Source organism: Calothrix sp. CCY 0018 (genome assembly GCF_963920925.1).
In the GTDB taxonomy this organism is placed as follows: Bacteria; Cyanobacteriota; Cyanobacteriia; order Cyanobacteriales; family Nostocaceae; genus Rivularia.
Window position 1 is genome coordinate 1 of sequence record NZ_CAWUDI010000036.1, and the last position, 25,420, is coordinate 25,420.

A 25,420-nucleotide genomic window follows, 5' to 3' on the forward strand; every position below is an offset into this window, starting at 1 on the left:
CGTCACCACCTTCTAAGCGGTCATCTCCTTCATTGCCGTAAACCTTATCATCGCCAGCTTGACCGTAGAGGTTGTCATTTCCCGTTCCACCTTCTAACCAATCATTTCCGTCGTTACCTTCTAGCCGGTCATCTCCTTCTTTGCCATATAGTTTATCGTCACCACCTTCACCGTAGAAAGTGTCCTCATGTTCACCCCCAATCATTTCATCATTAAAATTGGAACCCTTAATAACTTCGATATTGCCAAGGGTGTCTACAGTGTCAAAACCATCTTCAACTTTATAAACATCGGAACCAGCAACCTTATCTGCTCTAACTTTAATCCCTTTAGGACTGCTAGAATAATTTGCTGTATCAGTTCCTCCTTGACCGTCTAAAAGGTCGTATCCTTCACCGCCTATTAAGATATTTTCTTCAGAATCACCTCGTAAAACATCATTTCTTCCACCACCATTAAGTGTTCCATCACCTTCGATCCAATCATCATCATCTGTATAATTTTGAGAAAATGTTCCTTTAGGAAAGTAAAAGCCTTTAGGATGTAGTTCATAGACAGTATTTTTAAAATAAGTTATAACCTCTGGTCGGGTAAAATAATTTTCGATTAAGTGTTCTTTGCCAAGACCTAGTATGTTGGGAGCCATACTGAAAATGTTAAATATCTTATCCCAAACATTAGGTTCAGATTCAAACTGAAGCGAATGAACCGGGTCTCCAGGATTTTTTATATTATTAGATAAAACAGATTCTCCTTTGTATGAATCAAGACCGCCTGCATATAGATAACTAGTCGGTGAACCTAGTGCAAGAACTCTAGTACGTTGTGGGGGATCACTAGGAGAATCCATATCTATTAATCCATCTTCAAGGAAAAAGTTTCCCTGAGAATGACCTAGCAGAATTAAGGAATTTTGTGAGGAAGAAGAAAGCCAACTATTTGATTCTTTAGTCCATGAATCATTAATATTTTGAAATTTACTTTCCCGATACCAGTATTGTTCTAATGCTTCTTTAATATCATCAGGAGCTGCTTCAATTAAACTATCAATAACTGTAGATATTTCGCCAAAGCCTGGGATAAAGTTAGCAATATCTTTAATAAAAATTAATGCCTTTGCAGTAAAATTATCATCCTTTGTTACTAATTCAATTGGATTTTGTGATTGAAGAAACTTTTGAGCTAACTCATAACCTGTTTTGACTACTTCAAAGATTTCAAAACCATCTCGGACAAAATCAAGGTCTTTGGCTAGTTGTGTAACATCTTTACCAGCAGCTTCGAGACTTTTAATTTTCTTGGCTAATTGTTTATGTTTATTCGCCTTCTCTAATATCTCAGAAAAAGAAAACTTGTTTACGGCATACTCTAATAAAAATTTTAAAGCAAATACACCAACGTCTCCCCAGTTATTACCTGTGCTATCTGTAGTATTTCGGTATTGAGTATCAAGTTCAATTAAACCTTTGGTGCTAGAATATACATCTTTTTGAGGTTCATAAAGATTACCAGAAATTTGCCAAATGTTATCAAACCCAATTATATTCTCTCGATATTTGTCCTCTGTAGTTCTAATTCCATTGATGTAAATAACACGAGTTTTTCCACCTTCTTCAATTAGTTGATTAAAAACGTTATCAAAATCAAATTTATAGCTATTCATAATTATTTATCTTATTTTGTTAGATTTTTGAACTTGAAAAATATGTATGAATACTTCTATCCACACAGTTTATCTTTTTAAGGTCAACAATGATTTATTCGTTTAGAAGAAAAAGGAAAGTAAAATCTATTTTTTATAGACAGATTTATCTTAATCTTTTGCTTTAAAAAATACCGGATCAAAAATACAGCGTTTAACTATATCGCTGTTAAAATATTAAAAAAAAATTATTTAGGTTAGATGAGTCGAAAATATCATATTGCAAAACTCGTCTTTTTTTTATCAGTATTTACAAGATTTTTTTGTTCCTTAAATAATAAGATGACACAAAATATAGTAGTTGTCAGTAAGTTCACTGAATGTTTATAATAAATTTCCGGTCTTTAATTATTGAACTTAAAACTAATTCCTAATGCAGTTCCAACAATTTATAAAGTGTCACAAGATATATATTTTTTGAGGTAAACAAGAGTAAACAGATGTAGTGAAAACACATTGTGCATAAATACTGTTTTAAATATTTGCAGGACTTACGCAAAGCCCCCCAATAAATCGGGGGGTTGGGGGGATCTCAAAATTGGGAATGCCTACTTTTTTGTTGCGGTTGCGGCCATTCCTGATTTAGTAAAGTCCAAGCAATATTTCCTGGACTTGTGTGCTGTTCGTATAGTGTGATGTGTCGCGGGACAGGTGGATTTTCTGAAGTTTCTAGTATCCCCACCGCGTTATAAGCTATTTACAATCGTATTCACAAGGTTTCTACTGAACTCAAGAAAGGAGAATTGAAGATTTCTCTCGCCTTCTTAGGTTTTCTTTCACCGCTTAGGGGAAGTAAGTAGATAGGTTTAATTAAATGTAAAACGTCATTGCGTTACCCTAACCCGTCAGCAAGCTGAACACGGAGTGTTCCCTACACCGGGAATGGAGAAACGACGAAGTAATCACCCAAGGTGCGGCTCATCGCAATAACTGGGATTGCTTCGTTCCTCGCAATGACGGAGCGTATCATAGTTATTTGTACCCACCTACTTACACCACAATTCATTTCCTTGAAGACCAGTTTTTACGGGCAAGTGGTTTGAATTTACTAATCGCTGTGATTGTGCTGTGGAATACAGTTTATTTGGAGAATGCGGTTAATTTGTTGAAATCGGAAAGTATAACTATTCCCCATTCCCCGTTCCCCATTCCCCTTTGCCCTAATACATTAAAAAGACTTCGCAATGCGAAGTCTCTACATGATTAATTTATTATTTATTATTACAGAGAGCTATTAGCTATTAGTATCCAACGATGTGAAGTACATCGCGAACTACGCTGTAACCAGCTAAATCCCATGCTAGGTAAGCTACGAAACCAATCATTGCTAAACGTCCGTTCCATAGTTCAGCTTGGGGATTGAAGCCAAAAATAAAAGAGTTGCGGTCTTTGCCGTTATATGCTGGTGCTACTGGTGGTAAATCGGTTTTTGTTTGAGATTGCATAATTTATTATTGCGGTTAATTTCATCTGTATGTTTCTAATGTAACGATTGATAAAGAAAATTGTTTCTGTCTAAAGGTATAGATACGTTACATTTCTTCATATTGATAAATCTACCTAAAGGAGGTAAAAAATTTTCTTTTTATAAACATATGTTAAGTAAAGATGACATGACGTTAGATAAATGATACATATTTTGTTGCTTAAAAGTTGCTACAAATTAGAGAAAAATAAGTCATAGCAACACTTTCATAGATTTAGAGTTGAAATTATTTAAGTAAATTCAAAGTAATTTAGGATGCGGCGAGTGCAGAATTAATTACAAGTAATAGACTTTAAAAAAAAAGTTCTATCTAATGCCCTATGGCTTTGGGGCAATTTTTCCGACTTACGAGAGATGTTTAAAGGGGCTATATTGCTGGATTCTAGGCTTAACAACTGGGTATTGCATGAATAAACAAAATTGATTTTTGTATTGATTACACCGTTTTTGTTTTCCCCACACCAAAAATTAGCCTAGAGGAAGTTATTAGGATGATTGAAAGTACGCATATAACGCCTTTGCTATCCAATTTTATGACTTGGATAGCACAAGCTCCAATTTTAGTTGAGCCACCGGAGCCTTTGTCGCCGTCGGATGCTTCAGTAGCTTTTTCCGGACCAAGGTTTTTTATTGCTTTGATTGCTGGTATTATCCTAGCTTTCGCCGCTCAATTGGTATTAACAAATGCAGCAGTGGCTGCTGGTTTGTCGTTTTTGGGGGGTTCATCTGATTCTGACTCAAACTCGAATTCAAATAATCATGACCAAAGCGAAAGTTTAGGTAGCACTATTAATAAGATCGGTACCGCTGTTGGTATAGGAACGTTACTTTCGGTAACTGCTTCTCTTTTCTTTGCCTGTCTCTTAGCGGTGAAACTCAGTGGATTGCTATTAGATGTAGGCTTAGGGGCAATTCTGGGGTTAGTAATTTGGGCCGCGTACTTTTGTCTGCTGGTGTGGGTCAGTTCGACAGCAGTGGGTTCTTTAGTTGGTAATGTTGTTAATACGGCAACTTCTGGACTTCAGGCAATCGTAGGAACCGCTACTGCTGCATTGGGAGCAAAAGCTGTAAATAGACAAGTTGTAGCGACAGCAGAAGCCGCAGCATCGGCAGTTCGTCATGAGATAGGTAGTGCGATCGATCCCGAAAGCATCAAAGAAAATTTAGAAGATTATTTAGATACGGTACGTCCCAAAGAGTTGGATTTACAATCTATACGTAAAGAATTTGAAAGTTTACTTTCAGATGCATCACTTAACTCGCTTGCAGGTGCTGCGGAACTGCGTAATATTGATAAACAAAAGTTTGTAGAATTAGTTAGCAGTCGTACCGACCTTTCTAAGAAAGAAGTTAAACGGATTGCCGATACTTTGTATGAGGTTTGGAAGCAAACGGTAGGTTCTCAACAAGCTAGTTCGGGTAGCAGCGGTGGAAACGGCTTAAGCGACTTGGTTGACTATCTCAAAACTGTAACACCCGGACAAAGTAAAACTGATGAACTCGAAGCTAAGTTAGATCGAGTTATTAGTGAAATGCGTTCCCAGAAGCAAGATACTCGGGATGCGAAACAAACCGCAAAAGAAGAATCAGTCGGTCCGTTGCAGATGGCCATACCACAAGCTTTAACAACCCTCAGTAGCGTGGTTATGGGAAGAACTGACCTTTCCGACTTGGATGTAGAAAAGATTCTCGGTCAAATTACCCAAGCTAAAGATAAAGCCACCGAACAAGCAGATAAAATGGGACTACCTACACCACCCCAGTCTTATAGCACCGTTCGCGCTGACGTGGAAAATTATCTGCATAATACATATGCTTGGCAGTTTGGTACCGATAAAATTCAACAAGAATTTCGCGACGTACTTTACGATCCAGCAGCAGATCCAGGTACGGTACGCTCTGAATTGGAAAAGCTCGATCGCAGCGATTTTGTTAGTATGCTAAAAGGGCGTGGTTTACTAACTCAAACTGAGATTAAGCAAATTGCTGACCAGTTGGAAGCAGTTCGTAAAGGTGTTTTAGTACAGGTAAGGGCTGAGGAAGAAAAAGAAATAGTTCAAGACTTGCAGCGTCGGGTAGAAAGCTATTTGTTGGTGACTCCAAAGTCAGAATTAAATGAAACAGGAATCAAGCAAAATTTCAAACCAATTGTAGAAGATTCCGACGCAGATTACGAAACCTTAGCCATGCGCTTGTCTCGATTTGAGCGGGGACAAATGCGTTCGATACTGGTACAGCGTAACGATATTACCTCTGGGGAAATCGACCCAATTCTTGATGAATTGGAGAAACAGCGCGACCAAGCTTTAGTTGAGTCCAAAAACCTTGCAGACCAAGCTAAGTATCAAGCAGAAAGTTTGTGGTTAAATTTAGAACAACATCTGCGTAATACGGGTAAAGGCGAACTTAACCCCGATGCAATTCGCGGTGAATTAAAAACTTTGTTGGAAGATCCCCAAGCCGGAATGTCATCTATTCGGGCGCGGTTGGGTCGTTTTGACCGCGACACTTTGGTACAACTGCTCAACCAACGTCAAGATTTGAGCGAAGATCAAATCAACGAAACCATTGATACAGTAGAACATTCTTGGAATAGCGTTCGTCACGCACCGGGCAAGATTGTAGATAAAGCTCAAGCCCAGTACGATAACGTAACCACCACAATTGCTGATTACTTGCGGAACACTGGTAAATCGGAACTTAATCCCGAAGGTATTCAACGAGACTTTAACAAACTGTTTGAGAATCCCCAAGAAGGTGCCGTTGCATTAAGCCGCAGATTGTCACAAGTTGATAGAGACACCTTAGTAAAACTACTGAGCCAACGACAAGACTTGAGCGAAGATCAAGTCAACGAAGTAATCAACTCGATACAATCATCAATTCGCCAATTCATCCGGACACCGCGCCGTTTGGCTAGTCGCACTCAACAACAAGTGACAGACTTCCAAACAAACTTAGAAGAATACCTCCGCCAAACCGGCAAACAGGAACTCAATCCAGAAGGTATCAAGCGCGACTTAAATCTGCTAGTAAACGACCCGCGAGTGGGAATGCAAAGCTTAGGCGATCGCCTTTCTCACTTTGATCGTTCTACCATTGTTGCTTTGCTGAAAATTCGCGGCGATATGGACAACCAGGAAGCAGAGCAAATTGCTGATAACATTATGTCAGTACGCGAACAATTTGTAGCTCAAGTAAGAGGAATTGAGCGCCGAATTCAAGATACAATAGATGGAGTATTCGAGCGAATTCGCGATTATCTCAACTCTTTGGAACGTCCCGAACTCAATTACGATGGCATCAAGCGCGATGTTCGCCAATTGTTCTACGATCCCCAAGCAGGATTTGATGCCTTACGCGGTAGGTTATCATCATTCAACCGAGACACCTATGTAGCGCTGATGAGTTCTCGCGATGACATTTCCGAATCAGATGCAAACAAAGTCATCGATCAAATCGAAAATGCACGTAACACCGTACTAAGAAGAGCAGAAAGAATCCAAGAAGAAGCACAGCGACGCTTAGAAGAAGTTAAACACCAAGCCCAGAAACAAGCCGAAGAAACCCGTAAAGCAGCAGCATCGGCAGCTACCTGGTTACTTGCAACAGCGGTTGTATCTGGTATTGCTTCCGCAGTAGCTGGAGGTTTAGCTGTACTTGCTAATGCACCAGGTTAATTTAAGTAATTCAAATTGTCTTCGCTAAATTATTAAGTCTCTCCTTGTGAGGGGCTTTTTTTTGTAGTTAAGAGTGAATACAAGATTAACAACCTATAACCGCAGCTTAGCAGAAGTCACAACCAGCAGCGCACGTAAAACTACTACATCAATTCATTACATCGCTTTTTCCCGCTTCAAATAGGTACTTACAATTAGCCCATATTATTGCGAAGATATTCAAGAATTTTTTGCACAGTAATAGTGTCAGGATGTTGTTCTCCCAGCAACCGTTGTCTTAGTTCTAATGCTTGTTTGTACAGAGGCTCCGCTTCACTGTACCTTCCTTGGGATAAGTAAAGTCCTGCGAGATTGTTGCAACTTTCTGCCACATAGGGATGTTGTTCTCCCACTAGCCGTTGCAAAAGTTCTAATGCTCGCTTATACAGAGGTTCCGCTTCACTGTACCTTCCTTGGGATTCGTAGAGGAAAGCCAGATTGTTGTAACTGGTTGCTATGTCAGGATGTTGTTCTCCCAGCAACCGTTGTCTTAGTTCTAATGCTTGTTTGTACAAGGTTTCAGCTTCTGTATACTGTCCTTGGTGTAAGTAGAGTCCTGCGAGATTGTTGTAACTGGTAGCGACCGAGGGATGTTGTTCTCCCAGCAACTGTTGCGTAAGTTCTAATGCTTGTTTGTACAGAGGTTCCGCTTCACTGTACCTTCCTTGGGATTCGTAGAGTACTGCAAGATTGTTATAAATTTGTGCGACCGAGGGATGTTGTTCTCCCAGCAACTGTTGCGTAAGTTCTAATGCTTGTTTGTAGAAGGTTTCAGCTTCTATATACCGTCCTTGGTTTAAGTAGAGTCCTGCAAGATTGTTATAACTTTGTGCGACATCGGGATGTTCAACTCCGAGCAGCCGTTGCCTTAGTTCTAATGCTCGCTTATACAGAGGTTCCGCTTCACTGTACCTTCCTTGGGATTCGTAGAGTACTGCAAGATTGTTATAAATTTGTGCGACCGAGGGATGTTGTTCTCCCAGCAACTGTTGCATAAGTTCTAATGCTTGTTTGTAGAAGGTTTCAGCTTCTGTATACCGTCCTTGGCTACGGTAGAGTTCTGCCAGATTGTTGTAACAGGTTGCCACCGAGGGATTTTGTTCTCCCAGCAACCGTTGGTATAGTTCTAATGCTTTTTGCAGCAGAGGTTCTGCTTCTGTGTACCTTCCTTGAGAACAGTAGAAAAGAGCTAGATTGTTATTACTTTGTGCGACATCGGGATGTTCAACTCCGAGCAGCCGTTGCCTTAGTTCTAATGCTCGCTTATACAGAGGTTCTGCTTCTGTATACCGTCCTTGGGATTCGTAGAGTCCTGCCAGATTATTGTAAATGCTTGCCACCGAGGGATGTTCAACTCCGAGCAGCCGTTGCCTTAGTTCTAATGCTTTTTTATACAGAGGTTCTGCTTCTGTATACCGTCCTTGAGAACAGTAGAATCCCGCCAGATTATTGTAACTGGCTGCCACATCAGAATGTTCAACTCCGAGTAACCGTTGCCAAAGTTCTAATGCTTTTGTATACAGAGGTTCTGCTTCTGTATACCGTCCTTGAGAAAAGTAGAGGATAGCCAGATTGTTGTAACTTTTTGCGACTAAAGGATGTTCAACTCCGAGCAACTGTTGCCAAAGTTCTAATGCTTTTTTATACTTATTTTCCGCTTCTGTGTACTGTCCTTGGGAATAGTGGAGATAAGCCAAATTGTTGTAACTGGTAGCCACAGAGGGATGTTCTTCTCCCAGACGAGCTTGTGTTACTGATACACACTGCTGACTCCAAGGCTCTGCCAATGCATATAACCCTTGCCCTTGATAAAACCTAGTGATTCCTACAAAAGCCCAGATTAAATCTTCATTCTTAACCACAGTAATCAAATTTTCTGCTACTTCTTTTAGGTGGGGTATAGCATCACTTACTGATTCAATATTTGACAGGGTAGGAGTATCAGGAATTTGTTGAGCAATTGAGAGCATTTCTGTAGCGAAAGCCTGTTTAAACTCCAAAGCTGATGATGTTAAATTTAATTTTATTTGCAAGAATTGACGGATTAGGGGATGAATTGTATAGCCACTTTCTCTATCTTCTAAACGTTGTACTAAATAATGCTTGTAAAGCTGTTTTTTGGCTTTATTAATATCGGACTTATTCCAATCCAGTCTTTCACAGGAAGATTTAACTAAACCCCAAGGAATTACATTAGGGGCAAATAAGCTTAGTAACTCCGCTACTTGTTGCGTTTTGGCATCAAGTTTCTGCCAACTTAATTCAAATGCTGCTAATACCCCGCGCTGTGCTGTAGTCCAAGTTTCTGATGAACGCTCTAAAGCTTCGTCATCCAATCGTTGCTGTTGCAGACTTTCTAACATTTCTTGCAATGATAAATCGGGGTCATCCGCAACATATCTCCCAACCAATTCTAAACCTAATGGCAGATATCCAAGCCACTTACATAGTTCTGCTGATGTTTCTACCTCCCTTTCTACTCGCTTCTTACCTATTAAAGCTTTCAGCAGTTCTACAGAATTTTCTGGTGATAATACATCTAGGGGAATTTCTTCAATGATATTGGGGTCAAGATTCCGTAGTCTGGTAGTAATCAGCAGACGAAAACGATTGTTTTTTGGTAGTAGTTCCTGACAACTACCTAAATCGGTGACATCATCCCAAACAACTAATACAAGTCCCTCCGAAGGCTGCCAATTTTCCCAACACCATATTCCTTGTTCGGATATTGTTAGTTGTCTTCCCCCTAACTGTTGGGGAATCTCTCGCTGATTATCTACATGAAACTGATAAAACTGAATTATTTCTGCTGCTAAATTCGTATCTCTCGCATTTAGCCAGCAAACTCCGCCTAGATAATCGGCTTCATTTTGGCGTGCATACTGGGTTGCTAGTTCTGTTTTTCCTACTCCCCCCATTCCCGCGATTGCAGAAATTGCCACTGCATTAGATTGTTGTAGCTTAGAATGCAGCAATTTCATTTCTTCTTGTCTACCAACAAAGTTGTTAACGCCTTTGTATGGAATGTATTTTGGGGGATTTGGCTTTGCCCGTTCCCGTTCGGGCGACTCCAGTCAAATACTTATATTTTGGGTATCAATATTAATATTTCCTTGAGCATAGTTAACAATTTTATCTGCCAACTTTTGTAGGTTCGGCATATTAACAATTTCTGCAATTTTGGGATTAGTTTCAGCTTTGGCTGCTGCTGCTACTTCTTCCATTGCTTGATTAACTTCAGGATTCTCCCTCGCAGCAGATTCTGCTTCTACTACAGCTTTACCATAATCAAATGGTTGAACGGGTGCTTTTTCAATAGCAGTAATTGTATGGGGAGAATGTTTTTTGAGTGTAACAAGGAACTTATCAGTTTTGTCCCATAAAGCTTCGCCTATTTTTTCGCCAGTTTTTTCTAAAGCTTTGGTAGCAACAACTGAACCTATAGCGATCGCAGCAGTAGTTAAAGGTTCCATAAATAAATATATAAGTAAGAGATTATACGGTTGTATTCTAGCAGTTCCGTTATTTTACTGGGTAGACTGGCATCTATCCGGATAAAATCACTTAGAAAAAAAGCGCCATTGCTACCCGACAATAGTCATAACTGTTCATGTAGTTATTTAGGCTTTTATAATCCCGTAATTTTCGAGAGTAAATAATAACCTCTGCTGTGTTGTCACGGTACCCAGCATCACTCCCAAAACACACTACATAAATGAGTCACTTATTTTTAGCATTTTTACGATGTAAAGATTTTTCTTCAGAAATACCCGCAATATCTTAGCTATATCCTATACTCCCGATCAATCATGTAATGAAGGAGTGTTACAGCTTTACCTTAATTTTGACTAAATGATTGCTTTTACTAATTTCTTAACCATATTTATCCACCTTTCACGAATTCTTCCACTTGAGAAACCGATAAACTCGTTAATCTCGCTATTTCTTCTACCGTCATACCTTGCTGCAATAAATTCATTGCAACTTGCTTTAATTGAGATTCTGCAAGTTCGGCACGTTGTCTTTGTTGTTCAGCACGTCGTTTTTCTTGCTCGGCTATATCATCAGAAGTTGGTAATAACTCACCCCCTGACATTGTTACCCAACGCAACCAAACTGCTTCAACACCTTTATAAACTCCTTGCCAACGTGTTAAAGCTAAACCCAAAGATTGACTTACCAATTGATTTTGAGCATTTTCGGCTATAGTTTGATATACACCGTGCTGCAAAGAAAAACCAGCCCAATCATCAGCATTAAAAGGATCGAACCAGAAATATTCAGGTACCCGCATTTGGTTTTGATAAATCAACTTCTTCTCATTTTTATCGCGTGCAGCGGTACTTTCAGATAACAATTCAATAACCACATCAGGAGCTTTTCCTTCTTCCCAAACCACCCAAGAAAGACGTTCTTTTTTAGGTACTCCTAACACCGCAAAAAAATCTGGCCCACGGAAATCTTGGGTTTTAATTTGTGCCAAACTAAAATACACAAACATATTTCCTGCCACATACCCATCATCTCGCTCGGCTAACCAAGGTGATAAAGTATCAATGAGCATATCCATCTGAAGTTTGTGCCGTTGAGTTTCCATTGGTACACCATCATCACAAGGAAGTTCATACTGCGTCGGAGGAAGTGTTACGTTAATTTCAGATACTGTAATTTCTGACATGGCTGCAAGCAAGGAAGCTAATTCATAACACTTTTATTCTATTGTTTGATAGAAGGAAGCGGGTTAAAGGTCAAAGGTTGAAGGTTAAATGCGAAAAATCTGTTGTTACACAAGACATTGCCCTCTCCCCCTCCCCTCTCCCAAGCTTGGGAGAGGGAGAAAGATTATGGTTGTTACCGATATAAAAGTTGTATGAACAAAAAGCGTAGAAATTGTGCCAAAGTCAACACCCTAGTTTGCAACCCCCAGTGGAGATGAAAAAAAACGAATCGGAAACCCACAATCAAAGCTTCATTACCACCATCCAAGCCACACCAATCAGCAAACCCACACCGTGCGCTAGATAACCCGTACCAATTGGATTCACACCACCGGGAACATTTAAACTACCAATACCGTAAAATAACTGTTGCACAAACCACCAGAAACAATAGAAAAAAGCCGGTAGTTCGACGGGAATATATAAAATTACCAACGGTAAAATAGAATCAATTTTAACTTTGGGGAACTTATAAATATATGCTCCCAAAACAGATGCGATCGCACCGTTAGCACCTACCAAAGGTAGCGTTAAACCTGGTTGGGCAATAATCTGGACTATCCCGGTCAAAAAACCGCAAAATAGATAAAATAAGATAAAACGTCCGGTACCAAGAATTTTCTCTAAAGTATTGCCGAAAACCCATAAAAATATTAAATTACCAATGATTTGGCTGTAGCTACCATGAATAAACATTCCTGAAAATATTGATAACGAACGCCAAAAGACAATTAATCCCGCTGCCGGATTTCCATTTACGGCACTACCAAAAGCAGTACTAAATTGTTCCGGAATCAAACCCCAATTATTGAAAAATGTAGCCAGTTCGCCATTAATTTCTAATTTTATTTCCCATAAAAACAAAGCAATATTGATACCAATCAAAAACCAAACCGCTAACGGCTTTTTATTAGTCAAAAGAAAAATTTTATCGCCAATAGGAATCATAAAAAAGTTAGGAGTTAGGAGTTAGGAGTTGGAAGTTAGAAAGTAAGGAATAATCTAATAATTGGTAATTGATAATTGATAACTGTTCACTGATAACTGCTCACTGTTAACTGTATAAAAATGTTGGGAAATACACTTGTTGGAAGATACCAAATAATTAGTAATTTGGGAGGTGGGGGATTTGGTGAAACCTTTGTCGCTTACGATACGCATTTACCGGGTTCTCCTCAATGTGTTGTTAAAAAGCTGAAGCCTCAAGCAAACGATCCGACTACGCTACAAACTGCAAGACGTTTATTTGATACAGAAGCTCAGGTTTTGTATAAGCTAGGAATACACGAGCGTATTCCTCAACTTTTAGCTTATTTTGAAGAAAATCAAGAGTTTTATCTGGTACAGGAATATATTTACGGACACGATTTAGATCAAGAAATCAAGCCTGGAGAACCTATAAGTCAAGAACAAGTTATTTCCCTTTTACAAGAGATACTAGAAATCTTGGAATTTGTCCATCAGCAAAAGGTTATTCATCGCGATATTAATCCCAGAAATATTCTCAGAAATGATAAAGATGGAAAGCTGGTTTTAATTGATTTTGGTGCGGTGAAACAAATTACGACTCAGCTAGTTTCTGCCGCTAATCAAACGCAAATTACTGTAGCTATTGGTACTCCAGGATACATTCCCGGCGAACAAGCTCAGGGAGAACCGAAGTATAGTAGCGATATTTATGCTTTGGGAATAATGAGCATCACAGCACTTACTGGGTTGTCTCCTGATGAGTTGGAAAAGGATGATGATACTAACGAAATTGTTTGGCAAAAACACGCTGAAGTTAGTCAAGAGTTGGCTGACATTTTAGATAAGATGGTGCGTTATGATTTCCGACAACGCTATTCTTCAGCAACTCAAGCTTTAGAAGCACTTAATAATATAAATAATCTAAATAAACCAGCTTCTTCTAATACGATGGTATTAAATGTTGCGCCACATTCACAAGTTTTTAAACCTCGCAAGAAGATTAAATTTAAAAAATTATTTATTAAAGCTTTTATGGCGATGTTGCTAACCGGAGTTGGTGCAACTGCATCTCTATTTATTCTTAACAGTATTAATTCTGCTAACGCTGGCGATTTATATAAAAAAGCTAATACATTTTACGAGTTACAGCGCTATCAAGATGCGCTAGATAATTATAAACAAGCAATAGAAATTAAGCCGGAATACGCTCAAGCATGGAACGGACAAGCTCAAGCACTGTATGAGTTAAACTCACATCAAGAAGCGCTATCTGCATACGATAAAGCTATTGAGCTTGAGCCAAATTATTTAGATTCTTGGAAGGGAAGAGGTTTTGCATTAAATAAGTTAAAACGATATCAAGAAGCAATTTATTCTTTTGACAAAGCTTTGAAATTACAGCCAGAATCTCCCGATATTTTGAATGCTAAGGGACAAGCTTTGAGTAATTTAAAGAGATATGACGAAGCTATACAGAGTTATGATAAAGCAGTAGAATTAAAGCCAGATTACGACCAAGCTTGGTACAATAAAGCATGGGTTTTATATAGTTTAAAACGATATAAGGATGCACTCAATAATTACGAACAAGTTATCCATTTAAAGCCGAATAACGAACGAGCTTGGTACAATAGCGGCAATGCTTTGATTAACTTGAAGCGCGAAAAAGATGCTTTTAGGGCTTATGATAGGGCAGTACAGTACAAACCTAATTTTTACCAAGCTTGGTTATCAAGGGGGAACGTACTAATAAGTTTACGGCGTTATCCGGAAGCTATTGAATCTTTTCAAGAAGTATTAAAATATAATCCTAACAACTTTGATGCATTATATTCTCAAGGTTGGGCATTGCATCAAATGCAGCGTTACGAACAAGCAATTATATTTTACGATAAAGCTGTTGGAGTCAGACGAAACACTTACAAAGTATGGTACAGTCGCGGCAATTCGCTTTATAATTTACAGAAATATCAAGAAGCATTATCTGCTTACAATCAGGCAGTTCGCTACAAGAAAGACCATTCTGAAAGCTGGTATAGCAAAGGTAATGTTTTAGTTAATTTAGGCAAAGAAAAAGAAGCAATAACAGCTTACGATGCGGCAATTAAATATAATCCAGATTATCGTGAAGCAATAAAAGCTAGGAAGAAGTTACAGGAAAGATTAGAAGAACAATTAGAAGAAAAAGATCAAGAGCAAAAAACAGGACTTTTAAATTTTTTTAGAAGGTGATTCAGCGAATAATTATCAATTATCATAGCAATAAAATAGATAACAATTCTAATACTTGAACACAGAGGTTCGTAGTAAGGGCTTTAGCCCTCAATGAAAGGACGCGCATTCCTTACTACGAACAAGGTTTATTTAAGGTACCGCTAAAAACACGTTGAACCAAAGAATTAAACATTTGCTCGCTAAGTCTTGCATCTTGATATAATTTATTTAACCATGCGTGAAACTTTAAAAACCAATTACCAAATTCCTGTTGTTTGTCTTGAGGAGGATTAATAAAAATAATATTGGAAAATTTACTTTTATTTACTAAACCTTTCATGGAATTTGTCGATTGAGCTTGAACTAAATGTTGAGCTACAAAAAATTGACTATATAAAAAATAAGGATTTATCCCTTTTTTAGGAACAATAGCATTAATTTGTTGATTAAAAGTGACTTCTCTATCTGTTAATGCTGCTCTACCAATACTGCTCGCACTACCTGCAATACAAGTTACCAAAATTGAGCCAGATGGTACAACTCTTCCTATTTGTTTACCTTGGTATGATAACTTTTGTGCGGCTTCAGTTACAAAATGATATGGGGTTGTAATGTTATCAGATTTTATCCACTCAATATAATCGCCGTAATTTTCAGAATTTATCCGTGGTGGTGTATTTCCTGTAATAACTTTTCCTAAATTACCGATTTTTTCTAATTCCCATCCATAAGGATTGGTAAGTGGATTGCCGAACATTTCCAAAAACTGCGATCGCAACAATTTTTCTGTAAGTTTAATGGCTTCTTCCCGTTTGCGGCGTATTCTATCGGCTTTGTCTAAGATAGCAACAATCCGACGCTGTTGTTGTAGGGATGGCAGGGGAATTTTAAGTTTCTCAATCCGAAAAAGCGCTAATTTTGGTTGACTTGTAGCCTTTATTTGCTTTCTTATTTCATGCTGCCCTAAAGTATTTAGATAATAAACTAAATAACTTGCATCTAATTTATTTTTATCTTTAATCGCAAGCTTGGCTGCATTTTCAGTTAAATTTGCTCCACAAAGGTGTTGGGGAACAATACCTGCAATACCGATGCTTCCGGCAATAGAGATGTAAATATCTTCGTGAGAAATTGTATACTGCGAAATTTTGGAATGTGTTTCTTTGGTTAAATAACGCAAGTTTGTTTCATCTATCGATCCAAAAGCAAAATCACGCACGCGCAGATATGGATACTGTGTACGGCTGCGAGCATATTTATCTCCCTTGGGTAGTCTTTTTCCTCCTTTAACTGTTACTAAATCACCAAGATGACGAATTGAATAAATAGATTTCTCTGGAAAATATTTATATAGTTTGAATTCACACTCACACCTAACCCCCCTTCCCCCCTTCCCTGCAAGGGAAGTGGGGTTCTGAAGCCTCTCTCCGCTAGCCGTAAGCGGCCACTGCGTGAACGGGGAGAGGTTTGGAGGAGGGGTCTTTTCATTTTCAGATATAATAGATTTCAATCCAGTAATTCCTCTAAATCGTTCAAATCTTCGCGAATCTCATTTTCCAATTTCCGCAACTTTTGCAAAATCACCTTTGGCGGCTCGTATTCTACCTTTTCGTATTCAATTTTCTTGTATATTTCGATTGATAAATCGTAACTATTCTGTTTTATCTCTTCCTTAGCAACAAAAAACGCTTTATTAGTACGTGTCTGCTCTTGGGAATTTCTCTGCTTCCACTGCTGCAATAAATCCGGAATATCATTATCTTCCACTGGCTGACGCTTATCATCTAAAGAGAAACCATCTGCTTGCATATCGTAAAACCAGACATAATTGGTTCCCCCTACCTCAGTTTTAGTAAAAATTAAAACCGCTGTTGAAACACCTGCATATGGCTTAAATACCCCGGAAGGCATGGAAATAATTGCATCTAACTTATGCTCTTCTACCAATATTTTGCGGATATTTTGATGTGCTTTTGAAACTCCAAATAATACCCCATCCGGTACAATTACTGCGGCTCTTCCGCCAATTTTTAATAACCTGAGAAATAAAGCAATAAATAACAATTCTGTCTTCGCAGTATCAATTACCTCTATTAAATCCTTGGCAATAGTGGACTTTTCCAGCGAACCCTTGAAAGGTGGATTTGCCAAAATTAACGTAAACGCTTCACTAATTTCCTCGTAATCTTGAGAAAGCGAATTCCGCGCTTCAATTTGCGGGTTTTCGATGCCGTGTAACATCAAATTCATGCTGCAAATTCGCAACATGGTAGCATCAAAATCAAATCCGTGAAACTGGGAATTAAGAGATGAATCCTTTAAATTAGCTAAATATTGCGCCGCAGCCACCAAAAAACCCCCAGTACCGCAAGCTGGGTCGCAAATAATATCTGTAACTCCCGGTGACATCAATTCCACTATCATTTTAATAATGTGTCGCGGGGTGCGGAATTGTCCGTTAGTTCCTGCTGAGTTCAACTTCGAGAGCATATACTCATATAAATCTCCCGATATATCCCTATCTTCTGAAGGGATATCATCAATTTGTTGCACCACATTTGCTAATAATGAGGGATTTCCAATTAAAAAAACGGCATCCTTCATATGTCGAGTATATGCATTTTCCCTTGTAATTCCGCCCAAATTTTTGATCAAAGGAAAAGCCTCATCTCGCACAATCTGCAACGTTTCCTCAGAATTGGCGAGATTCTTTAAAAAACTCCAGCGACAATGCTGTTGCTCCGGTAAAAAAATCGGCTTGCTGAAAAATTTATTCTCCTCCAAATCATCCAAGCGCTTAATAAATAACAGGTAAGAAATTTGCTCGATTGCCGAAAGGGGATTACTAATCCCATTATTCCAGAAAGTAGTCAAAAGGCGGTCAACCTTTGACTTCATTTCACCCGTGATCATTTTTTCAATTACCAATTAACAATGAACAGTTAATGCACTTAAGAAACCAACTTATCATCTAACAACGAGGATTTAACCATCCCACCCGATGATAATTGATAATTGTTCATTGATAACTGACTACTGAATATTGACTTCATGTAAATAGGTTCCCATTTGGAAATCATTGATTCGAGTAGTACTTCTACTGCGAATAAATGAGTCTGTATTATCGATCGCAGACTTGAGTTCCGATGCAGCAGCTTTGTCTAATTTGGCGATAATACGCTTTTTACTGTTATACTCAGCTAGTTTGACTCGTGCTTTAGCGAAAGCTGGCGTACCTTCGGGTACCTCTTGCAGATATTCAATAGCAGTATTAAACTTACCTAATTCTGCTTGGTTATAAGCTTGTTGTAAAAGGTAAGTTGCTCTTACAAGCTGCTTTTGCTCGTATTCTGCTAACTTTTGCGCGATTAATTCACCATCTGAAGTTTCTTTGGGAATTTGACGCAGGTAATGTAAAGCAGCGCTGAAGTCTTTTTCTGCGGCTTTTTCATAAGCTTTTGCGAGATATTCGTCTTTGTGCAACTCAATATAAGCCTGCGCTTTCTTTACCAATACATCTGTTTTTGTTTGCCAATATGAAATATCGGGAATATCAACTGTACTGGTAATTACATCTCCCCAGCGTTTTTGTTCGGAAGCTATTTTCGCGGCTTCGTATTTCTGAGCGGCAACTTGCCATTCCTGCTGCCATTCACCAATTGTAGCTTGAGCCTCTGGATAAACATTACTATCGGAAGGAATCGATTTTACTAAAGCGATCGCACCTTGCAAATCTCCAGATTGAAATTCTTTCTGTGCTTCAGATAATGTTTGATTTTCGCCCGATACTGGAGAATGATTCATCAAAGAATAAGCTCCAAATCCGATAATCGCAGAATTAGCAGCTAAGCCAATTTTCATTCCTGTTAATAAAGGAGATGAATCCGATTTTTCCGATTTGGAACTTCTAAAATAGCTATTATTTTGAGGAGTATCTGAGTAAACGGTATACTCCGCATCAATAATTTGAGCAGCTGCATCTACAGGAATATGCTTGAGTGCTTGCAGTACATCTGAAGTTGTTTTAAAACGTTCTTGATGGTTGTAACGAGTCATTTTACTAATTATAGCAGCAACATAATCGCTAACTGCGGTATTTCGACTGCGCCACAATACTTCATTATTTGATGGGTGTTTTTTTAATTGTAGAGGTGTTAATCCCGTTAAAGCCTGAATAGCAATCATTCCCAAAGCATAAATATCGCTCGAAGGTTGAGTTTGCCCAATAAATTGTTCTGGAGGTATGTAACCTAAAGATGTAACCGGAATTGAATAAATAGGTAATACTTCATCTTTTCCAAAATCAACTGGTTGAATGGAACCGAAATCAATTAATACTAATTTACCATCCCTGGCACGTCGAATTAAATTCTCTGGCTTGACATCGCAATGTATTACACCTTGAGAATGAACGTATTCTAAAATACTTAAAACATCTTTTAAGAACTTAACAACGTCGTTTTCGCTCCAAAAATGCTCTGGATTTTTATTTTCTGGTAATTCCGCACTGAGGGAATGTCCCTCAATAAATTCTTGCACCAAATAAAAACGTTCGTTTTCTTCAAAACAAGAAATTAGCTGAGGAATTTGTTTATGATGTCCCAAATGCTTGAGAGTACGAGTCTCGGTAAGAAAACGCAACCTCAAATCTTGCAAAAAACTCGGCTGTAAACTTGTTACCTTGAGTTGTTTTACAACACACTTAGGGTTGTTCGGATGTTCAATATCCACTGATATATATGTCTGTCCAAATACCCCTGCACCCAGGCTTTGGACAATTTGGTAACGCTCTTGCAGTACCTTTCCAATCATATAGTTGGTCATGAGCTAGTTACTTAATCACTCCATTACTTAGGTTTTCGCAGCATCCCTTAGATTTCCGGAAATCCTTATGAATTAATAGCTTGAAGCATTTATTTGTTATTCTGTAAATGTAATAAATACTGGAATATATGTATATTTTCATATCAATATATAGTTATATACCTTTTCAGGTACTGAGTAAAAAATATTTCAACCGCTTTAGAGTATAAGAATTATTTTTTACCAATACCATATTTCCGTAGCGATATTTTTTGTATCAGGTATTGCTACACGGTATATGGAGAGGGAGTTAAGCGGTTAAGAGTTAGGAGTTGGTAATTGGTAATTCTTGTCCCCATCTCCCCATCTCTCCCTCTCCACCCTCTCCCCACCTCATATCTATAAACTTTTGTATCTATACTCAGAATTTCTGAGCAAAATTTCCGATAAATAACCGAGATATTTTTTTATACTAATATTTTGTACTGACTAATGGAAACTAAGAATAAAACAGGGGCTTGGTGGAAATATGTACTCTTATTTACATTGCTTTTAACATTTAGACCAATTTCCTTTTTTATCCGACAGGCGCAAAGCGGGCACCCACTGGACGTTAACTACTTTTGGACTGAACTTTCACCATTTGGATTATTGCAACATTGTTACAACGGTAACGGCGGTAAGGATTGGAAAATTGGTGAATGTAAAATAACGGCTTTAAATGCAGAACAATTACGTAATCTGCCTTCCATCAGAAAGTTTGCTCTCTCTCTTGTTAATCGCGATCGCAATATCAATAATTTACCTTCTTTGGGAGAGGATAAACTACTTACGAGAGCAGCGCAACTTCATGCAGAAGATATGCTTTCGAGAAGATATTTCAACCATGTGTCTCCCGAAGGTACAAATCCCCGTCAACGTTATCTAATAGTTGGTGGTAGTAGCCAGTTAGGAGTTGGTGAAAATATAGCTACAGGTGCTACCAAAGGTTTAGGCTTGACTTACGGTGAAACAGAAAAATGGCAGCGCGGTTGGATGTATAGCAATGGGCATCGCGCTAACCTTCTGACTCCGGAATATAGAAAATTTGGCTATGGAATTGCTGTTGGTGCTGATGGGCAAAGTTATGCGGTGCAGATGTTTTCTGATTAAGCGCTTGTTGCCACTCTTAGAACCATTCTTCACCAATATTAAAAAATACCTGGAGTGGGTGTTAGCACATTTCTAGAATCATAGCGTCGCTTTGCACTAACGAGCTTACCCCAGTAAGGGCGAAAATGCTGCTTCCAATCTTTTTGAGTCAGAGGAATTGCGTCTATGGGATAAAAATCACCACCAAGGTTACGATTCTCTTCAAATAGTCTGCGGTTGTCAGCTACCATCCGCTCCACAACTGCATCTTCAGGTGGAACTGCGGTTCGCAAGATTGCAAATAAAAATACAATTTCCTCTTGGGGAACTCTAAACAACGGCAGTTGAAAGCGCTTGGTTTTCACTGGATACAGCAATACTGCACCTTGCCCTGTATCGGAAACAGTTAAGTCAGAAACAACGTCACCGACAAAGCTTTCCACCTTTGAATCAGGTACAAATAAATCCAACCAGGGATGAGGAAAATACCATACTCCAATTGACTTAAGTTGTTCGACTAAAGGTGCTAAGCGGTTGATAAAGTCGAAATAAGATTTGTCTTCTATTTGTTCGCTGCCAGGAATATAGTTTAAATCCTGCAATAGCGTATTATTATCGGGAGGAGTTTCTCGATTGTAAAAGCTTGCCACTTCTAATAAATAACGCCACCCGCCATTTCCTGACGGTACTACCTGCCCTTCTAAAAAGCTGAACCGTTCATCAGCAACAAGTAAACGTTGCACGTTAACAAAAGTAGCTAAATCATCGTAAAACAACTGAAATACGCGAGCTTTCTCAAAAGCGGGAATCAACTTTATAGTTGCTTTGACTATAATTGCACATTGACCCAACCCTGCTAACACAGCTGCAAATAAATCTCGATTTTGTTCGCGAGAACAAGTCATCAGCTTCCCGTTACCCGTGACTACTTCTAACGACAATACATTATCAACTTGTACCCCGTTACGATAGCTTGTACCACCAATACCTCCTAAAGACAAAGTACCGCCTATAGAAAGTTCTATATAATCCGTGAAAACAGGTGGTGTCAATCCTTGCTGTAAAGTTGCTTGCAATAGCTCCCTCCATAGTACCCCTGCATCTACTTCTGCTCGATCTGAAGTAATAGAATGAATTTGGTTAAGAGTACTAGTGTCAATGACTACGCCTGATTCTACCTGAGACTGGCCGTAAACAGAATGAGCTTGACCTCGTGCGGCAACTTTAATATTATGAGCTTGGGCAAATTTAATAATGCGGATAATATCTTCTACTGAACCTGGTTTGAGTACGGCTTTTGGCTGGCGATTTATAATGTGACCAAAATCATCTGAGAAAGCTGTAAGTACCGCTTCGTCAATCAGAAGTTCTCCATCTAGTTGTGGTATATCTGCTATGGAGCCAGTATTAGCAGAAGTTACCCAGGAATTATTTACTAAATCAAACCCGATTACAGTTACACCTACAACCAAGCCTTGTAAAATATTACGGCGGGAAATATTGTTTTTCATCACTTTTCATCATGTGCGCTCAAATGATTATCATACTTTTTGGTACATTATGAAACTTTATTTATTAGGAATTACAGGGATTTCAATGATAAATTCTGTTCCTTTTCCTAATTTTGAATTACAATAAATTTTACCGTTATGTTTGGAAACGATAATTTTATAAGTAATAGATAAACCCAATCCCGTACCGTCACCAACTGGTTTGGTTGTAAAAAATGGGTCAAATATTTTTGAATGTACTTCTTCTGTCATTCCACAACCATTATCAGCGATTCTAATTACTACATAATTGTTATCGGATAATTCTGTAATAATCTGAATTTGTGGCTTTAAAGATTGATTTTTATTCTCATCTATTTCTTTTTCCAATCCATCGATAGCATTAGCAATAATATTCATTAAAGCTTGATTTAATTGACTGGGATAACATTCAATTAATGGAAGTTTACTATACTGTTTAATAATAGCGATTTCGTCAGAATATGCTTTTGACTTCAAACGATTTTGCAGAATCATCAAAGTACTATCAATACCTTCATGAATATCTACTTGCTTGAAATCCGCTTCATCGAGACGGGAGAAATTACGCAACGACAGCACAATATCGCGAATACGCTGTGTTCCTACTTGCATTGACTGATGAATTTTAAAAATATCTTCTTTCAGAAAATCAAGTTCAATAGCTTCAATTTCATCTTGAATTTCTATGGGAGAATTAGGAAAATATTCTTGATAAAGTTCTACTAATTTTAATAAATCTTGAAAATACTGTTTCGCATGAGTAATATTTCCATCAATAAATGTGATGGGATTATTAATTTCGTGAGCAACTCCTCCAACTAATTGCCCCAATCCAGACATTTTTTCTGTATGAATTAGCTGAATTTGAGTATCTTGAAGTTCTTGTAGAGTCTCTTGAATCTGATGATTCTTATCGCTTAACTCTTGGGTTCTTTCTTGTACTCTTATTTCAAGCTGCTGATTAGCTTTTTGTAATTCAGCTTCAGCAATTTGACGCTGCTTTAAATACTCGTTTAATAATCGCATTACTATCAGCCATGCTGGAATCAACATTACTAAACTAAAGCCCGCAAACAAACTGGTAAATAATAGCTGTTTGCGATATCTAATAACTTTATCTTGAAGTTGTTCGGAGATGGCAAGATTGATTTTTTCTACACCATCATGATATTTTTGTTTCTCGGATTGATATTGTTTGCTTGATAATAGTGCTTGTGATAATTCCTTTTGACCATTTTTTACCAAATCAAAAGATTGGTATTCCATTTGCACTAATTTTTGATTTGCAATATCAGTTTTTTTCGCATTTTTACTAGAATATACTTTTGGTGCTAAACTAATCGAATTTTTGATAGCAGCATCTAACTTTGGTTCAAATTGCCGGTATCTTTTCTCCCACATCCGATTACCTGTAGCGGCATTCATGCGTGATGACATTGTTAATACTTCATCAAGATAGACAATTTCATTACTTAAGGTTTGAAGCTGTAGTTCGGATGTCATTATATTTTTAAATTTGTCATACGCTCGCCAAGTTAAAACAATTTGAGGTACAAACAAAAATACAGTTAGCGCTGCTGTTGTCTTAATTGTTATAGATGGATGTTGAGTAATAAAACGGTAAAATTTGCTTGAATAAAGACTTGATTCTTTTTTCTTTACAGCCGAACCTCTTAAAATATTATGTAACATTTTCACGCCCTGTAACTAGCAATTATATGTATAGTTTTCCCCTAAATGTGATTTATCTAACATCAGGTGATGGGGATGGGGAGACAAGGGGACAAGGAGAAATATTAAGCTTCTAACTTCTAACTCCCAACTCTTAACTCAGGAATAATGGGATATTGTTAAAGAACAAAGAAACGTGAAGTAAAGATGAAGCTGGCAGCAAGAATTAGTCAGGTATCGCCTTCTCTAACTTTGGCGATCGCCGCGAAAGCCAAGGCTATGAAAGCGGAAGGTATTGATGTTTGTAGTTTTAGCGCTGGGGAGCCGGATTTTGATTCGCCAGCCCATGTTAAGGCTGCGGCAAAGAAGGCATTGGATGAAGGAAAGACAAAATATGGCCCTGCGGCAGGTGAGCCGAAACTAAGGCAGGCGATCGCCGATAAGTTGCAAAGGGAAAATAATCTGCCTTATCAAGCGGAGAACATCATCGTTACGAATGGTGGTAAGCATTCTCTGTTTAATTTAATGCAGGCTTTGATTGAACCGGGTGATGAGGTAATTATTCCCGCACCTTACTGGGTGAGCTATCCAGAGATGGTTAAGTTAGTCGGCGGCAATCCAGTAATTGTCATGACTGATGAAGCAAATGGGTATAAAATACAGCCGGAAATCTTGAGAAGCGCAATTACGCCGAAGACTAAATTATTCGTTTTGAATTCACCATCTAATCCTACGGGAATGGTGTACACACCCGAAGAAATCAAAGCTTTAGCGGAAGTGATTGTTGAGAAAGATATTTTAGTCGTTTCCGACGAGATTTATGAAAAAATCCTTTATGACGGTGCAAAACATTTGAGTATCGGCTCGTTAAACGACGAAATATTTGCTCGCACTATTGTTAGTAACGGTTTCGCCAAAGGTTACTCAATGACGGGTTGGCGTTTGGGTTATTTAGCTGCACCCGTGGAATTAATTAAAGCAGCAACCATCGTTCAAGGTCATAGTACATCTAATGTCTGTACCTTTGCTCAATATGGTGCTATTTCTGCCTTGGAAGAATCGCAAGATTGCGTTGAAGAAATGCGTCAAGCTTTCGCAAAACGTCGCAAAGTAATGTTAGAAAGAATCAACGCCATTCCCGGATTAAGTTGCATTCAACCCGACGGTGCATTTTATTTGTTTCCAAGCATCAGCGAAACTGGCTTAAAATCCTTGGAATTCTGCAAAACATTACTAGATGAGCATCAAGTAGCAGTAATTCCCGGTGTCGCTTTCGGTGCAGATAACAACATTCGTTTATCTTACGCCACCGATATGGCAACAATTGAAAAAGGCATGGATAGATTGGAGAAATTCGTGAAGTCAGTTAACGGTTAACAGTTAACAGTTATCAGTTATCAGTTGTTAATTAGCTGGTAACTGTTTTTTTAAACGCAGAGGAAAGGAAAGTAAAAGCAAAGTGACGCAGAGTTATT

General features: G+C 38.4%; 15 protein-coding genes and 1 pseudogene. 5 read left to right on the forward strand and 11 right to left on the reverse strand.

All coding sequences use genetic code 11. The features are described 5' to 3' along the window. Nucleotides 1-1,663: calcium-binding protein (locus tag ACM03V_RS23540; RefSeq protein ID WP_414623230.1), on the reverse strand; the 1,663-nt coding region annotated here is incomplete at its 3' end. 1,051 nt (nt 1,664-2,714) lie between these two features. Here ACM03V_RS23540 and ACM03V_RS23545 point away from each other — a divergent pair. Then, nucleotides 2,715-2,813 (forward strand): annotated as a pseudogene (locus tag ACM03V_RS23545) (Tn3 family transposase); the annotation flags it as partial. Nucleotides 2,814-2,943: 130 nt separating this feature from the next. On the opposite strand, the gene ACM03V_RS23550 reads toward ACM03V_RS23545, so the two are convergent. Next, nucleotides 2,944-3,147 carry a chlorophyll a/b-binding protein gene (locus tag ACM03V_RS23550; protein WP_414623231.1) on the reverse strand — a complete coding sequence of 68 codons (204 nt, stop codon included), beginning with the start codon at nt 3,145-3,147 and terminating at the stop codon, nt 2,944-2,946. A 532-nt stretch (nt 3,148-3,679) separates the two neighbouring features. Here ACM03V_RS23550 and ACM03V_RS23555 point away from each other — a divergent pair. After that, nucleotides 3,680-6,868: an MFS transporter gene (locus ACM03V_RS23555; RefSeq protein ID WP_414623232.1), complete on the forward strand. Its 3,189-nt coding sequence runs from the start codon at nt 3,680-3,682 to the stop codon at nt 6,866-6,868. Nucleotides 6,869-7,062: 194 nt separating this feature from the next. Here the strand turns inward: ACM03V_RS23555 and ACM03V_RS23560 are convergent, their stop codons facing one another. The 4 genes from ACM03V_RS23560 to ACM03V_RS23575 form a co-directional block, all read right to left on the reverse strand. After that, a complete protein-coding gene (locus tag ACM03V_RS23560; RefSeq protein WP_414623233.1) occupies nt 7,063-9,888 on the reverse strand; it encodes a tetratricopeptide repeat protein in 2,826 nt (941 codons plus the stop codon). A 93-nt stretch (nt 9,889-9,981) separates the two neighbouring features. Continuing rightward, nucleotides 9,982-10,380, reverse strand: a complete 399-nt coding sequence (locus ACM03V_RS23565; protein ID WP_414623234.1) for a hypothetical protein — start codon at nt 10,378-10,380, stop codon at nt 9,982-9,984. Nucleotides 10,381-10,790: 410 nt separating this feature from the next. Then, the gene (locus ACM03V_RS23570; RefSeq protein WP_414623235.1) at nt 10,791-11,585 is read right to left on the reverse strand and encodes a Uma2 family endonuclease; all 795 of its coding nucleotides are present in this window, start codon (nt 11,583-11,585) and stop codon (nt 10,791-10,793) included. 283 nt (nt 11,586-11,868) lie between these two features. After that, nucleotides 11,869-12,573: a rhomboid family intramembrane serine protease gene (locus ACM03V_RS23575; RefSeq protein ID WP_414623236.1), complete on the reverse strand. Its 705-nt coding sequence runs from the start codon at nt 12,571-12,573 to the stop codon at nt 11,869-11,871. Between the two features lie 120 nt (nt 12,574-12,693). Between ACM03V_RS23575 and ACM03V_RS23580 the strand changes: the two genes are divergently transcribed. Next, nucleotides 12,694-14,826: a tetratricopeptide repeat protein gene (locus tag ACM03V_RS23580; RefSeq protein WP_414623237.1), complete on the forward strand. Its 2,133-nt coding sequence runs from the start codon at nt 12,694-12,696 to the stop codon at nt 14,824-14,826. 115 nt (nt 14,827-14,941) lie between these two features. Here ACM03V_RS23580 and ACM03V_RS23585 read toward each other — a convergent pair whose 3' ends face one another. The 3 genes from ACM03V_RS23585 to ACM03V_RS23595 form a co-directional block, all read right to left on the reverse strand. Further along, nucleotides 14,942-16,318, reverse strand: a complete 1,377-nt coding sequence (locus ACM03V_RS23585) for a restriction endonuclease subunit S (RefSeq protein WP_414623238.1) — start codon at nt 16,316-16,318, stop codon at nt 14,942-14,944. Further along, complete coding sequence (locus ACM03V_RS23590; RefSeq protein ID WP_414623239.1) at nt 16,315-17,706, reverse strand: type I restriction-modification system subunit M; 1,392 nt, start codon at nt 17,704-17,706, stop codon at nt 16,315-16,317. Before ACM03V_RS23590 ends, ACM03V_RS23585 begins: the two co-directional genes overlap by 4 nt. 135 nt (nt 17,707-17,841) lie before the next feature. Next, a complete protein-coding gene (locus ACM03V_RS23595; protein WP_414623240.1) occupies nt 17,842-19,632 on the reverse strand; it encodes a protein kinase domain-containing protein in 1,791 nt (596 codons plus the stop codon). Between the two features lie 471 nt (nt 19,633-20,103). Here ACM03V_RS23595 and ACM03V_RS23600 point away from each other — a divergent pair, with 471 nt between their 5' ends. Further along, nucleotides 20,104-20,763, forward strand: a complete 660-nt coding sequence (locus ACM03V_RS23600; protein WP_414623241.1) for a CAP domain-containing protein — start codon at nt 20,104-20,106, stop codon at nt 20,761-20,763. Nucleotides 20,764-20,801: 38 nt separating this feature from the next. Here ACM03V_RS23600 and ACM03V_RS23605 read toward each other — a convergent pair whose 3' ends face one another. Together ACM03V_RS23605 and ACM03V_RS23610 are read right to left on the reverse strand one after the other, a co-directional pair. Continuing rightward, nucleotides 20,802-22,253, reverse strand: a complete 1,452-nt coding sequence (locus ACM03V_RS23605) for an FAD-binding protein (protein ID WP_414623242.1) — start codon at nt 22,251-22,253, stop codon at nt 20,802-20,804. A 57-nt stretch (nt 22,254-22,310) separates the two neighbouring features. After that, nucleotides 22,311-23,966 (reverse strand): sensor histidine kinase, encoded by a 1,656-nt coding sequence (locus ACM03V_RS23610; protein WP_414623243.1) that lies wholly within the window; start codon nt 23,964-23,966, stop codon nt 22,311-22,313. Between the two features lie 186 nt (nt 23,967-24,152). Here ACM03V_RS23610 and ACM03V_RS23615 point away from each other — a divergent pair, with 186 nt between their 5' ends. Next, complete coding sequence (locus tag ACM03V_RS23615; protein WP_414623244.1) at nt 24,153-25,322, forward strand: pyridoxal phosphate-dependent aminotransferase; 1,170 nt, start codon at nt 24,153-24,155, stop codon at nt 25,320-25,322. Nucleotides 25,323-25,420 lie beyond the last annotated feature (98 nt).

Coding starts and splice junctions, on each gene's coding strand:
- ACM03V_RS23550 (WP_414623231.1), bottom strand. CDS start 3,147: ATGCAATCTCAAACAAAAACCGATTTACCACCAGTAGCACCAGCATAT.
- ACM03V_RS23555 (WP_414623232.1), top strand. CDS start 3,680: ATGATTGAAAGTACGCATATAACGCCTTTGCTATCCAATTTTATGACT.
- ACM03V_RS23560 (WP_414623233.1), bottom strand. CDS start 9,888: ATGAAATTGCTGCATTCTAAGCTACAACAATCTAATGCAGTGGCAATT.
- ACM03V_RS23565 (WP_414623234.1), bottom strand. CDS start 10,380: ATGGAACCTTTAACTACTGCTGCGATCGCTATAGGTTCAGTTGTTGCT.
- ACM03V_RS23570 (WP_414623235.1), bottom strand. CDS start 11,585: ATGTCAGAAATTACAGTATCTGAAATTAACGTAACACTTCCTCCGACG.
- ACM03V_RS23575 (WP_414623236.1), bottom strand. CDS start 12,573: ATGATTCCTATTGGCGATAAAATTTTTCTTTTGACTAATAAAAAGCCG.
- ACM03V_RS23580 (WP_414623237.1), top strand. CDS start 12,694: ATGTTGGGAAATACACTTGTTGGAAGATACCAAATAATTAGTAATTTG.
- ACM03V_RS23590 (WP_414623239.1), bottom strand. CDS start 17,706: ATGAAGTCAAAGGTTGACCGCCTTTTGACTACTTTCTGGAATAATGGG.
- ACM03V_RS23595 (WP_414623240.1), bottom strand. CDS start 19,632: ATGACCAACTATATGATTGGAAAGGTACTGCAAGAGCGTTACCAAATT.
- ACM03V_RS23600 (WP_414623241.1), top strand. CDS start 20,104: ATGGAAACTAAGAATAAAACAGGGGCTTGGTGGAAATATGTACTCTTA.
- ACM03V_RS23605 (WP_414623242.1), bottom strand. CDS start 22,253: ATGAAAAACAATATTTCCCGCCGTAATATTTTACAAGGCTTGGTTGTA.
- ACM03V_RS23610 (WP_414623243.1), bottom strand. CDS start 23,966: ATGTTACATAATATTTTAAGAGGTTCGGCTGTAAAGAAAAAAGAATCA.
- ACM03V_RS23615 (WP_414623244.1), top strand. CDS start 24,153: ATGAAGCTGGCAGCAAGAATTAGTCAGGTATCGCCTTCTCTAACTTTG.